15 protein-coding genes are annotated in these 12,127 nt (G+C 72.5%); 11 read left to right on the forward strand and 4 right to left on the reverse strand.

Going from position 1 to position 12,127, the window contains the following annotated elements; all coding sequences use genetic code 11:
• The first annotated feature begins 5 nt into the window (after positions 1 to 5).
• Positions 6 to 1,316, forward strand: coding sequence for an FAD-binding oxidoreductase (locus Ato02nite_RS33910; RefSeq protein WP_213010751.1), 1,311 nt, complete (start codon positions 6 to 8; stop codon positions 1,314 to 1,316).
• Positions 1,317 to 1,385: 69 nt separating this feature from the next.
• A complete protein-coding gene (locus Ato02nite_RS33915) occupies positions 1,386 to 2,390 on the forward strand; it encodes an aminoglycoside phosphotransferase family protein (protein ID WP_246607765.1) in 1,005 nt (334 codons plus the stop codon).
• 1,487 nt (positions 2,391 to 3,877) lie between these two features.
• Here Ato02nite_RS33915 and Ato02nite_RS33920 read toward each other — a convergent pair.
• Positions 3,878 to 4,720, reverse strand: a complete 843-nt coding sequence (locus Ato02nite_RS33920) for an SDR family NAD(P)-dependent oxidoreductase (protein WP_246607767.1) — start codon at positions 4,718 to 4,720, stop codon at positions 3,878 to 3,880.
• Positions 4,721 to 4,781: 61 nt separating this feature from the next.
• On the opposite strand from Ato02nite_RS33920, the gene Ato02nite_RS33925 reads away from it, so the two are divergent.
• A complete protein-coding gene (locus Ato02nite_RS33925) occupies positions 4,782 to 5,348 on the forward strand; it encodes a TetR family transcriptional regulator (protein ID WP_213010752.1) in 567 nt (188 codons plus the stop codon).
• The gene (locus Ato02nite_RS33930) at positions 5,345 to 5,746 is read left to right on the forward strand and encodes a GNAT family acetyltransferase (protein ID WP_213010753.1); all 402 of its coding nucleotides are present in this window, start codon (positions 5,345 to 5,347) and stop codon (positions 5,744 to 5,746) included. Before Ato02nite_RS33925 ends, Ato02nite_RS33930 begins: the two co-directional genes overlap by 4 nt.
• On the opposite strand, the gene Ato02nite_RS33935 is transcribed toward Ato02nite_RS33930, so the two are convergent.
• The gene (locus Ato02nite_RS33935; RefSeq protein ID WP_213010754.1) at positions 5,743 to 6,135 is read right to left on the reverse strand and encodes a hypothetical protein; all 393 of its coding nucleotides are present in this window, start codon (positions 6,133 to 6,135) and stop codon (positions 5,743 to 5,745) included. The genes Ato02nite_RS33930 and Ato02nite_RS33935 overlap by 4 nt on opposite strands.
• 137 nt (positions 6,136 to 6,272) lie before the next feature.
• On the opposite strand from Ato02nite_RS33935, the gene Ato02nite_RS33940 reads away from it, so the two are divergent.
• The 6 genes from Ato02nite_RS33940 (at position 6,273) to Ato02nite_RS33960 (ending at position 10,258) form a co-directional block, all read left to right on the forward strand.
• Positions 6,273 to 6,605, forward strand: a complete 333-nt coding sequence (locus Ato02nite_RS33940; RefSeq protein ID WP_213010755.1) for an NUDIX hydrolase — start codon at positions 6,273 to 6,275, stop codon at positions 6,603 to 6,605.
• Positions 6,575 to 6,706, forward strand: a complete 132-nt coding sequence (locus tag Ato02nite_RS52660) for a hypothetical protein (RefSeq protein WP_281419867.1) — start codon at positions 6,575 to 6,577, stop codon at positions 6,704 to 6,706. The genes Ato02nite_RS33940 and Ato02nite_RS52660 overlap by 31 nt, the downstream gene beginning before the upstream one ends.
• A gap of 109 nt (positions 6,707 to 6,815) precedes the next feature.
• Entirely contained in the window at positions 6,816 to 7,538 is a 723-nt protein-coding gene (locus Ato02nite_RS33945) for an ABC transporter ATP-binding protein (protein ID WP_213010756.1), read from the forward strand.
• Positions 7,535 to 8,308 carry an ABC transporter permease subunit gene (locus tag Ato02nite_RS33950; protein ID WP_213010757.1) on the forward strand — a complete coding sequence of 258 codons (774 nt, stop codon included), beginning with the start codon at positions 7,535 to 7,537 and terminating at the stop codon, positions 8,306 to 8,308. The genes Ato02nite_RS33945 and Ato02nite_RS33950 overlap by 4 nt, the downstream gene beginning before the upstream one ends.
• Before the next feature lie 16 nt (positions 8,309 to 8,324).
• Positions 8,325 to 9,611 carry a sensor histidine kinase gene (locus tag Ato02nite_RS33955; protein WP_213010758.1) on the forward strand — a complete coding sequence of 429 codons (1,287 nt, stop codon included), beginning with the start codon at positions 8,325 to 8,327 and terminating at the stop codon, positions 9,609 to 9,611.
• Positions 9,608 to 10,258, forward strand: a complete 651-nt coding sequence (locus Ato02nite_RS33960) for a response regulator transcription factor (protein ID WP_213010759.1) — start codon at positions 9,608 to 9,610, stop codon at positions 10,256 to 10,258. The genes Ato02nite_RS33955 and Ato02nite_RS33960 overlap by 4 nt, the downstream gene beginning before the upstream one ends.
• A gap of 10 nt (positions 10,259 to 10,268) precedes the next feature.
• Here the strand turns inward: Ato02nite_RS33960 and Ato02nite_RS33965 are convergent, their stop codons facing one another.
• Positions 10,269 to 10,583 carry a hypothetical protein gene (locus tag Ato02nite_RS33965; protein ID WP_213010760.1) on the reverse strand — a complete coding sequence of 105 codons (315 nt, stop codon included), beginning with the start codon at positions 10,581 to 10,583 and terminating at the stop codon, positions 10,269 to 10,271.
• A gap of 22 nt (positions 10,584 to 10,605) precedes the next feature.
• Complete coding sequence (locus tag Ato02nite_RS33970) at positions 10,606 to 11,292, reverse strand: SDR family NAD(P)-dependent oxidoreductase (RefSeq protein WP_213010761.1); 687 nt, start codon at positions 11,290 to 11,292, stop codon at positions 10,606 to 10,608.
• A gap of 104 nt (positions 11,293 to 11,396) precedes the next feature.
• On the opposite strand from Ato02nite_RS33970, the gene Ato02nite_RS33975 reads away from it, so the two are divergent.
• Positions 11,397 to 12,056, forward strand: a complete 660-nt coding sequence (locus tag Ato02nite_RS33975) for an NADPH-dependent F420 reductase (RefSeq protein WP_213010762.1) — start codon at positions 11,397 to 11,399, stop codon at positions 12,054 to 12,056.
• The last annotated feature ends 71 nt before the right edge of the window (positions 12,057 to 12,127 follow it).

Raw genomic sequence — 12,127 nt, forward strand, 5'->3', positions numbered from 1 at the left:
CGCCGATGACCGGGCCCGTGGACTGGCTCGACACGACCGCTGTCGAGTGGACCGCGGAGCCGGAGGCGCTGGCCATCGCGCGTCTCGACCGGTCCGGGGTGGAACCGGACGGAACGCCGTCGGCGGTCGCCTTCCCGCGGACGGCGGCCGAGGTCCAAGCCGTGTTGCGGGGCGCCTCTGCCACCCGTACACCAATAGTGCCGCGCGGCGCCGGAACCGCGCTGACCGGCGCGACCACCGCCGGGGCCGGCGAGATCGTCCTCGATCTCAGCCGGATGAACCGGATCGTCGACCTGCGGCCGGACGACGGCATCGCCGTCGCCGAACCCGGCGTCATCACTGCCGACCTGGACCGGGCGGCCGCCGCGCTCGGCCTCGCCTACGCGCCCGACCCGGCCAGCGTGGAGATCTCCACCATCGGCGGGAACATCGCCACCAACGCGGGCGGGCTGCGCTGCGCCAAGTACGGCGTGACCCGCGACGCGGTGCTCGGCCTGGACGTCGTGCTGGCCGACGGCCGGCTGATCAGCACCGGCCGGGCCACCCTGAAGGGCGTCGCCGGATACGACCTGACCGGCCTGTTCGTCGGCTCCGAGGGCACCCTGGGGGTGGTGGTGTCGGCGACCCTGCGGCTGCGGCCGCTGCCCCCGCCGACCGCGACGATCGCCGCCACCTACCCCTCCCTCGCGGCCGCCGCCGACGCCTCGGTCGCGCTGACCGCCGCCCGCATCCAGCCGGTCATGGCCGAGTTGCTCGACGCCGCCACCCTGGCCGCCCTCGGTCTCGCCGGGGCGGCCCTGCTGATCGTGCAGGTCGACGACGACCCGGCCCCGGCCGAAGCGGTGCTCAAGCAGGGCGCGGTCGAGGTGCGCAGCAGCACCGACCCGGCCGAGGCGGCCGCCCTGCTCGCCGCCCGGCGGCAGGCCCTGCCCGCCATCGAACGGCTCGGCCGGCCACTGATCGAGGACATCGCCGTCCCCCGCTCGCGCATGGCCGCCGCCATCCGGTCCATCGAGGAGATCGCCCGCCGCCACGACGTGCGGATCTGCACCCTCGCCCACGCCGGCGACGGCAACCTCCACCCGATCATCGTCACCGGCCGCGGCGCCATCGCCCCGGCCGCGCACCGGGCCGCCGAGGACATCTTCGCGCTGGCCCTGGACCTCGGCGGAACGGTGACCGGCGAGCACGGCGTCGGCACGCTGAAACGGGCCTGGCTGGCCCGCGAACTCGGCCCCGACAGCCACGACCTGCAGCGGCAGATCAAGGCCGTCTTCGACCCGCTCGGCATCCTCAACCCCGGGAAGGCCCTGTAGCTAGGGTGGACGGCGTGGAGCGGATCGGGAGCACGCACGCCTATACCCGCCTGATCGAGCTGCTCACCGATGCGTGACCGCCCCGGCGTCACCGACGCCGACGTGCGAGCGGCCCTGGCCGACGGCTGGGGCATCACCGCCCACCAGCTCGAATATCGGCCGATCGGGGCCGGCAGCTACCACCGGGCGGTGGACGAACGCTGGTTCGTGACGGTGGACCGGCTCGGGTTCGCGTCCTCGTTCGCGCCGCTGACCCGGGCGCTGGAGACCGCGGCAGTGCTGCGCCGCGACGCCGGCCTCGCCTTCGTGGTCGCACCGATCGACGGCCCGCAGGTGCTGTGGCCAGTCGGCGACGGGCATGCACTGGCGGTGTACCCGCTGATGCCCGGCACCTCCGGCGACTTCGGACCACACCCAACGGCGTCCCGCGAGGCGGTGCTGGACCTCGTGGCCGCCCTGCACCGGGCGACCCCCGCCGTGGCGGGCGTCGCCGAGGTCACCGACCTGCGACTGCCGGGCCGGGCGGAGCTGTTCGACCGCCCCTGGGCAGGCGGCCCGTACGCCGCACCCGCGCAACGCCTGCTCGCCACCCACCAGCGCAAAATCCACGCCTGGCTGGACCACCGGGACCGGCTGGCCGCCGAGCTGAAGGCCGGCGCGGCCAGCTGGGTGATCACCCACGGCGAGCCCCACCCCGGCAACGTCCTGCACGGTCCGACCGGCCCCCTGCTGATCGATTGGGACACGACCCGGATAGCGCCACCCGAGCGGGACCTATGGCTACTGACGGAGCATCCGTTCGACCCCGGCCCTGCCGGACTCGCCGGCCCGGCCCGACTCGCTGACGCTGCCCGGCTCGCCGATCCGGCCGGACTCGACGGCCCGGCCGGGCTGGCTCGCTACGCGGAAGCCACCGGCCACCAGCCGTCCGCGGTCGCCATCGCCTTCTATCGGCTGACCTGGATCCTCGCCGACATCGCCGCCTACACCGCCGACCTGCGCCGCCCGCACGGCCCCGGCGGCGACGCCGAGGACGCTCTGACCTACCTCGAGGCCCAGATCTCGCTAATTTGACATATGGGGCCGACAGATTTACCGCCGATACGCCGTCGACACAATTCCGGTGCACCCGTTCAGGCTCGGCGATATAGTATCTCTGTTTCCACCCAAAATTACTTCTCCGCGCTCCCGTAGGACGCTGCGCCGGAGGCGAATTCGTCCTTTCCTTCCCTTTCCCGATCGGGTGCCGGCCGACCAGTTCGGCACCGGCAATATCGCCGACAACGTTTAGGCCAACTGGTGTCGCGGGTCGGGCGAGAGTCGCGGACGAACGGGACGTCGACGGTGCTCCGATAGTGGGCGGCCGACGTCGTTCGTCGTGGCCGCGCCGATCCGCCACTGCGGGCGGGCCCGGTCCGCCGCGCCGACTCGACGCGACGGGTGCCGTCCCCACCGCCCGCTCTGCCCCCGCACTGTCCCCGCTGCCCGCGCTGCCCCCGCTGCCCGCACTGCCCGCACTGCCCGCACTGCCCGCGGGCCGCGCGGCCTGCACTGTGCGCCCGGCGCGCAGCATGCGCCGGCGTCGCTGCTGCGGCCGAGCGTGCGGACACGGCCCAGGCAGTGGCTTCCGCCCGGCGTCCAGGCTCGACGCACGTGAGGACCGCCGGTCGGTACCCGGGCTCAGCGCACACCGTGGCCTCTGACCGATGCTCGGGGGCGGCCCGATCAGCTCGGCCGGACGGCTGCGTGCCCGGTGACGACAGGTCGCCCTGGACCGCGACGTCGCACCCAGGTGACGGCCGCCGGGTCAAGGTCGCCTCGTCGGGCCACAGCAGCGGCGGGACCGGTTCGGCCTCATCATGCAGGCCCAGCTCGGCGCACTCGCGGGAGCAGCCGTGCAACCGGCATTGCTTGATCGCGTGCCGCCGAGCAAGTCCCCAATGCCGACGACGCGCATGCTCCCGCCGAAACTCCGCATTCGACGGCGAATAGTTACGCGCCCGGGTGCGATCACGCATCGCGGCAGTCGCCGGCCGGGTGAATAGCTGAAGCTGCTGGCACCGCATGGACATATTCTCCCGCGCCACGAACCGCGTCCGCTAATAAGCGATCATGCCAACCTCGGAAGACATCCCAGAGCCGGTCGATAAGTTGCGTGACCGATCAAAAAACAATTCATTGCCGTGAAACGAAACGCCAAGCGGGCTACCTCGTGACAGGCCCGCGGCCCTAGGCTCAGCTCGTGCGACAGGGCAAGAACATGGCAGGTCCTCGTGTCTGACCCGGACGAGGAGCCAGCCCTGGCATTGGCCCGCCGGCTCGCAGCCGAACTCGACGGCGCCGCCGAGATCGAGATCGACCGAACGGGTCCGGGCTTATGTCGGTCGTCGCCGGTCGGGTGTCGGAGGTCTTCGCCTATCGACGCTCCCGGGTGACCGTGACGCTTCCGGACGGGTCGGCCGCGGTCGAGACGGGGTACGACGGGCTGACCGCTTGTCTTCCGCTTCCGCTGTGGCCGCGATGGTCACCGACCACGCACTACCTGCCATACCGTTGAGCGGTCAGGCCGAAGCCGCGACCAACTGCTCGGAAACGGCCCACAGGCGGCGGCCGGCCTCCGGGTCGGTGGCGGCCGGGGACGGCGTCAACGCCTTCGGCGCGCCGCGCATCTCCCCCGGCCCGCCCGGCCCGATCAGCTCCCCACTCGTCACGCCGGGCGCGGTGGCCGCATGGAGCAGTGGCCGCGCGCCCTTCTCGGCGGAGACCGCGATCAGCGGGTTGCCGATCCGGGTGAGCAGGAACCGGTACAGCCCGGGCGGCACCGAACCCTGCAGCCCGGTGGCCGCGTAGCCGGGGTGGGCGGCGACGCTGACGCCCGCCCACCGCCGGCTCAGCTCCAGCGCGAAGACCATGTTGGCCAGCTTGGACCGGTTGTAGGCGTCGGTCGGCGAATACCCGTTCGCGGCGGTCAGGTCGTCGAGGTCGAGGCGGCCCTTGCGGTGCAGCACCGACGTCACGGTGACGACCCGCCCGTCGATGCGGTCGAGCAGCCCGGTGGTCAGCGCGAAGTGGCCGAGATGGTTGACGGCGAACTGAAGCTCGTACCCTTGCGCGCTCAGCGTCCGGGGCACCGCCATGATGCCGGCGTCGTTGATCAGAAGATCAAGGCGGCCATGGCCGCCGCGCACGGCCGTCGTGAACTCGCGCACGGATTCCAGATCGGCCAGATCCAGGGTGTACGCCGTGTGCCCCGTCCCGGGAAGCGGGGCGATCCTCGCCGGGTCGCGGGCCCCGATGATCAGCTGGGCCCCGGCCCCGGCCAACTCGCGTGCCATGACGAGGCCGAGCCCGCTGGTGGCGCCGGTGATGACCGCGACCCGGCCGGTCTGATCGGGAATCCCCATGCGACACATATTGCCGTCGATGGCACTGAGTGTCAACGGAGGCGTACCGTATCCTCACCGCATGAATCTCGCCGACCGGAAGCGTCAGTTGGTGGTCGACGAGCTGACCGAGGCCGCTCTGCAACTGATGGCCGTCAAGGGTTTCGAGGTCACCACGGTCGACGAGATCGTGGCCACCGCCGGGGTGTCCCGCCGCACGTTCTTCCGCTATTTCGCGTCCAAGGAGGACGTCCTCGTCCAGCTGCTGGCCTACCTGGGCGACGTCATGCGCGACACGATCGCCTCCCGCCCGCCGGCCGAGCCACCGGCGGTGGTCCTGCGGCACGCCCTCGCCGAAGCGATCGACGACTGCCGCGACTCCCGCGACAAGGCGCTGCGGGTGGTGCAGCTGGTCCTGGTCACCCCGTCCCTGCTGGCCCGCTTCCTGGAACGCCAGTCCCAGTGGCAGACCATGCTGGCCGACGCCCTGACCGCCCGCGGTGTCGAGCCGTTCCGGGCCGATCTGGCCGCCGGCACCGCCCTCGCCGCCTTCGTCACGGTCCTGCGCCGCTGGTCCGCCCCCGGCGCTACCGACGACCCGGTGGCCCTGCTCGACGAGGCCTTCGTCTACCTCGGGCCGGCGCTGTGAGGATCCGCCAGTTCGCCTGGCCCGACTACGACGCCGTCGCCGCGGTGTGGGCCACCGCCGGCCGCGAGGTCGTGCCCCGCGCCGAACTGGCGGCGAAGCTGACCCGCGACCCGGAGTTGTTCCTGGTCGCCGAGGACGGCCTCGCCGTTGCCGGCGTGGTGATGGGCACCTACGACGGCCGTCGCGGCTGGATCCTGCGCCTGGCCGTCCACCCCGGCCATCGCCGCCGGGGCATCGCCAGTGCCCTGGTCGGCGAGTTGGAGCAGCGCCTGAAGGCCCTCGGCTGCCCGCGGGTCAACCTGCTGGTGCTGCCGGACAACACCGCCGGCCTGCGCTTCTGGCAGGAGCTCGGCTACCTGCCGATGCCGGATGTGCTCTGCACCAAGGCGATGACCTAACGAAAGCGGACATGGTCGAACGGGATCGACTTGTAGGCCAGGGTGATGCCGGTCGCGGCCAGCGCCGGCGCGAACAGCCACACCCAGAACGGGTTGCCGGTTTCGCCGACCGCCGGGACGATCACCGCCTGCACCGCGACGATCAACACCAGAACGGCCGCGATCGTGTACGTACGAGCCGGGTAGCGGCGCACCACCGGCCGCCGCGACACGGTGTGCACGCCCGGGTTGCGCTCGATCCACTGCTCGGCCACGGCGGCCGGCACACCACGCACGAACAGGTCACCACCGCGGATCGGCGCGGGCCTCGCCCCGCCCGTCTCCGGGATGGACAACCGAGGCACCACCTCGGCCGGAACCAGCAGGTTCACCCGTTCCGCAGTTGTCATTCCGCCGCCTCCCCTGGATCTTCGGCGAGCGGAATTTACTGCATTCGATCATGCCGAGTCCACACCTGTCCCGCGCCGGCCCAGCACCCCGAGCCGGTCGGCCGGGGACCTAAGCTCCGGGTAAGGAGCATCCGGCGGTGCAGGAGGACGTCGCCGACCGCTCCGCGGCCCGGCTGCGCGAGAATGGCCGGCCCGAGGAGTACGGCGACATGGGCGTGATCTACGAGGACGCGTTCGTCATCGCGCTCCGCGACACGGTGGAGTTCCGGGACGGCTCGACCGGCCCGTACATCCGGGTGATCGGCCAGGCGGCCGGCGCCGGCGCGGTGATCCTGCCGGTCTTCGGCGACGGACGGATCCTGCTGACCCGCCAGTTCCGGCACAACATCCGCGACCGGCAGTGGGAGACCCCCGCGGCTTCGCCCTGCCCGAGGACGCCATGCTGGAGGGCGTCGACGAGTTCCGCCTGATGACGGCGGACGAGTTGCGTGCGCTGATCGCGGCCGGCGAGATCACCGACGGCGCCCTGCTCGCCGCGTACGCGCTGGCCACCGCGAAGGGCCTGCTCTGAGGCTGTGGGGGTAATCCCCCAGCCGAAGACGGGCGTCAGCCGGATCCTTTCCGGACGCCCGCGTCCCTAGCGTCATCTTCCGTAAGCACCAGCTACGGAAGGAGCTCGGATGATCGAGGCCCGGGAACTCACCAGGCGGTACGGACCGACGATCGCGGTCGACGCGCTCAGCTTCGACGTGCGGCCCGGCAGCGTCACCGGCTTCCTCGGCCCCAACGGGTCGGGCAAGTCCACCACCATGCGGCTGATCCTCGGGCTGGACCGGCCCGACGCCGGCCAGGCCCGGATCGGCGGCCGGCGCTACCGCGAGCTGCGCTGGCCGCTGCGCGAGGTCGGCGCTCTGCTCGAGGCCAGGGCGTTCCACCCGGGCCGCAGCGCACGCGGTCACCTGGCCGCGCTGGCCGCCGGCAACGCGATCCCGCGGACCCGGGTCGACGAGGTGATCGACATGGTCGGCCTGACCGGCGCGGCCGGGCGGCGGGCCGGGAAGTTCTCGCTCGGCATGGGGCAGCGCCTCGGGGTGGCCGCGGCGCTGCTGGGCGATCCGGCGGTGCTGCTGCTGGACGAGCCGGTCAACGGGCTCGATCCGGAGGGGGTCCGGTGGATCCGCGACCTGCTGAAGTCGCTGGCGGCGCAGGGCCGCACGGTGTTCGTGTCCAGTCATCTGATCAGCGAGATGGCGCTGACCGCCGAGCGGCTGGTGGTGATCGGCCGGGGCCGGCTGCTCGCCGACACGACCGTCGCCGAGATGTCGGCCGGGTCCGCGTCGCTGGAGGACGCCTTCTTCCGGCTCACCGACACCGAGGTCGAATACCGGGGAGCGACGTCATGAGCGGAACCACGGACCGGTACGGGCTGGCGCAGGCGGCCCGGATGGAATGGATCAAGCTGCGCAGCCTGCGCTCCACCTGGTGGACCCTGGCCGTCACGGCGGCCGGAACGGTCGGCATCGCGGTCGCGGTCGGCCGGAACAGCCGCGACGCCTCCGCCGACCTGGTCAACAACGCGCTGGCCGGCGTGGTCCCCGGCCTGCTGCTGGCGGGTGCGCTGGGCGTACTGACCATGACCGGCGAGTACAGCTCGGGAACCATCCGGGCCACGCTGGCCGTCATCCCGCGGCGCCCGCTGGCCCTGATGGCCAAGGCGGTGGTGTTCGGCGTCGTGACCCTGATCGTCGGGGAGGCGGCGGCGTTCACCGCGTTCTTCGCCGAGGCGGCCACGCTGCGGCACGGCATCGCGGCACCCACTCTCGGCCAGCCCGGCGTGCTGCGGGCGGTGGTGCTGACCGGCGCCGCGTTCTGCCTGATCGGGCTGCTCGGCCTGGGCCTCGGCGCGATCGTCCGGCACAGCGCGGCCGCGGTCGGCGTACTGGTGGCCGGCGTCTACGTGATCGCGCAGGTCATCGGCTTCCTCGCGCACGGCGCCGCGGCGTACATGCCGATCCTGATTTTGGAGAACTCGCTGAGCACGACCAGACCGGTCGACTGCGGACCGTCCTGTCCGGAGTTCCTGTCCGCGTGGGCCGGACTCGGCGTGCTGGCGCTGTACGCGGCGATCGCGCTGACGGCCGGCGGCTGGCTGCTGGCCAAGCGGGACGCGTAGGCAGGAGGATGACGACATGGGCCTACCGGTGATCACGCCGTTCACCCGGCGCGCGGGCCGCGAGCTGCTGTTCTGCCTGGCCGGACTGCCGCTCACGCTGATCAGCCCGCCGGTCCTCGTCGTCACCACGGCGGCTCTGATCGGGCGGGGTGACCCGTCTCCGGCCGAGATGGCCGTCGCCGCCGCCGCCGTCGGACTGCTGCTCGTGCTGCTGGTGTCGACCGCGGCGGCCCGGCGCCTCGGCTCGGCTCGGCGCTCACTCGCGACCCGGTTGCTCGGCGTACGGGTCGGCGCGCCGCCGCCGGCCCGGCCGGGCCCGCTCGACGGCGGCGGCTGGCGGGTCGTCGTCTACCTGCTGGCCCGGCTGCCGGTCGGGCTGCTCCAGCTGTACGCCGTGTTCCTCTGGATCGCCGGGCTGGTCAATCTGAGCTACCCGCTCCTGTGGGGCGGGTTCCGCAACCACCCGCCGGAGGTTCGGCTGAGTCCGCTGCCGTTCTTCACGCCGTTCGGTGCGTTCCACGTTGCGACCTTCCCCGGCACGTTCGCCGCCGCCGCGGCCGGCGCGGCGATGCTGCTGGTCGCCCCCTGGGCCGTCCGGGCCGTGACATCCGCCGACGCCTGGCTGATCCGGGCTCTGCTCGGGCCGGGCCGGCTGGCGCAACGGGTCCACGACCTGGAGCGCAGCCGGGCGCTCGCGGTGGACGACTCCGCCGCCCTGCTGCGGCGGCTCGAACGGGACCTGCACGACGGCGCCCAGATGCGGCTGGCCACGCTGGCCATGAACCTCGGCATGGCCCGGGAGAAACTCGGCGCGAGCGGCGAGGTGCCGGACGCCACGGCGGCCCGCGAGTTGGTCGACGCCGCGCTCCGGGGCGCCAAGGACGCCCTCGGCGAGCTGCGCGGCCTGGTCCGCGGCATCCACCCACCGGTGCTCGACAACGGCCTGGCCGACGCCCTCGCCACGCTGACCGCCGACAGCGCGATCCCGGTCGAACTGACGGTCAGCATCCTGGTCCGGCCCACCCCCGCGATCGAGACCATCGCCTACTTCTGCGCCACCGAACTGCTGGCCAACGCGGCCAAACACAGCAATGCCGACACCATCGGCGTACGGGCGGCCCGGCAACGCGACGTGCTGGTGCTCAGCGTCGCCGACGACGGCAGCGGTGGCGCCGACCCGGCCCGCGGCTCCGGCCTGTCCGGCCTGGCCCAGCGGGTCGCCGTGGTGGACGGCCGCCTCACGATCGCCAGCCCGCCCGGCGGCCCGACGAAGGTCACCGTCGAACTCCCCACCCGCGCATGACCGCGCACGTCGTGATCGCCGAGGACGCGGCCCTGTTCCGCGCGGGCCTGACCCGGCTGATCGAGGACCACGGCCACCACGTGTGCGCCGCCGTCGGCGACGGCGAAGCGCTGCTGGCCGCGGTGGCCGAACACCAGCCGGACGTGGTGGTGGCCGACATCCGGATGCCGCCGACGCACACCGACGAGGGCCTGCGCGCCGCCCTCGAGATCCGCCGCCGGCACCCCGGCACCGGCGTGCTCGTGCTGTCGCAGTACATCGAGACCGAATACACCGCCCGGCTGCTGGAAGGCAACGCGGCGGGAGCCGGCTACCTGCTGAAGGAGCGGGTGGCCGACGTGGCCGAGTTCACCGACGCTCTGGAGCGGGTCGCCGCCGGCGGCACGGCCCTGGACCCCGAGGTGGTCGGCCGGCTGCTGCGCGTCGGCCGCCGCGCCGACGGCCTGGCCGCGCTCACGTCCCGCGAACGCGACGTCCTCACGCTGATGGCGGAGGGCCGTTCGAACGCCGGCATCGCCCGGGCGCTCGTGGTGACCGGCGGGACCGTGGAGAAGCACGTGGCGAACATCTTCGACAAGCTGGGCCTGCCGCCCGGTGAGGCCGACAACCGCCGGGTCCTCGCGGTCCTGCGCCACCTCGGCCCGTAGGTGCCCGGGATCAGGCGTACAACACCGCGAAGAAGCCGTACACCACGGCGAGGATCAGCGCGAGCGCGACGGTGACCGGCCACCGGCTCCGCGGCGCCCGCACCGCGACGAGCAGCGCGACACCGTAGAGAACCGCGGTGATCAGGGACCACAGCGCGGCCACCGCAACCCGCCCGGCGCCACACCCGGCGGGCGCCGGAAACGTCAGTGCGCAGATCTCGTGCCGCGGCACCGCCAGCCACCAGAACGCGCCCCACCCCACCACCAGCAGAAAGCCGCAGGCAACCAGCCCCCACCGGCGCGCTCCGCGGCCCGCAACGAACACGACCAGACGATAGACGATCCCGTTACCAGGCGAGTTCTCCGTTTTCGTCGCGGAAGGTACCGGTCGGGCCGTCCGGGTCGAGGGTGGCCAGGTGCACGACTACCTTGGCGCTCTCGGCCGGTGGCCGGCCGATGCCGAAGGCCGCGGTCATGTCGGTGGCCGTGGTGCCCGGCTCCACCGCGTTGAACTTGATGCCCGGCTGGGACTTGGCGTACTGGACGGTGAGCATCGTGGCGGCCGCCTTGGACGCGGAGTACAGCGCCAGCGGCAGGTGGAACTCGGGCCGGTCGGGGTTGTTCACCGCCCAGAACGAGCCCGCGCTGCTGGACACGGTGACGACGGTCGGGTTCGACGATTTGCGCAGCAACGGCAGGGCCGCCTCGGTGACCCGGACGATGCCCACCGCGTTGGTGTCGAACGCCCGCAGGGCCGACGGCCCGTCCAGGGGGCCGTCGGCCAGGATGCCCGCGTTGTGCACCAGGACGTCGAGCTGGCCCTCGGCCGAGCCGATCGTCGCCAGTGCGTCGTTCGCCGAGGCGTCGTCGGTCACGTCGAGCCGCACGAACCGTGCGCCGATCGCGGCCGCCGCCTTCTCGCCGCGGTCGGCGTCACGCGCGCCCAGATAGACGACGTGGCCCAGGTCCCGAAGCTGCCGGGCGGTCTCGAATCCGATGCCCTTGTTGGCCCCGGTGATCAGTGTGATGGTCATGCGAACGACGTTAGGCACGGCGACCGGCGGCAAGCAGAGCTCTGCCGAGACCGGGGACCGGCAGGACCCCCTCTACCGGCCCCGCTCCGCCCTAGCCTGGCCCGGTGAGTGAAACGACGATCGGAATCATCGGCGCCGGCGAGGTCGGCAGTCAGATCGCGCGCGCCGCGACAGCGAACGGCTACCGGGTCGTCATCGCCAACTCGCGGGGACCGCACACCCTGGGCGACCTGATCGCCGAGCTGGGGCCGGCGGCGCGCGCCGGGTACGCCGCGGAGGCCGCCGCGGCGGGTGACTTCGCCGTCGTCGCCGTGCCGCTCAAGGTCGTCAACGACATGCCGGTCGACGAACTCGCCGGCAAGATCGTGCTGGACACGAACAACTACATGATCTGGCGCGACGGCCACATCCCGGTGATCGACTCCGGCGCGAGGACCGAGCACGAGCTGCGCCAGGAACAGCTCCCGGCGTCGAAGGTCGCCAAGGCCTTCACGCACATCCAGGCGCCGCGCCTGTTCAGCCTGGCCCGGCCGGCCGGCGACCCGGCCCGGCTGGCGCTGTCCGTGTCGAGCAACTACCCCGAGGCGGTCGAACTGGTCACCCGGTTGTACGACCAGTTCGGCTTCGACACGGTGGACAACAGCCCGCTGCGCGAATCCTGGCGGTCCGGTCCCGGCCAGCCCGCATGGGTGCACGCGGCCCGGCAGAACCGCGAGGATCTGGCCCGCAACCTACGGCGGGCAAAGCCGCTCGGCCCGGCCTAGACACCTTTGAGGTCAGGGTCGCGAGAATCAAACCCACTTTCCGGTACGGAAGACACCGTCACCAACCGCAC

Source organism: Paractinoplanes toevensis (assembly GCF_018332695.1).
In the GTDB taxonomy this organism is placed as follows: Bacteria; Actinomycetota; Actinomycetes; order Mycobacteriales; family Micromonosporaceae; genus Actinoplanes; species Actinoplanes toevensis.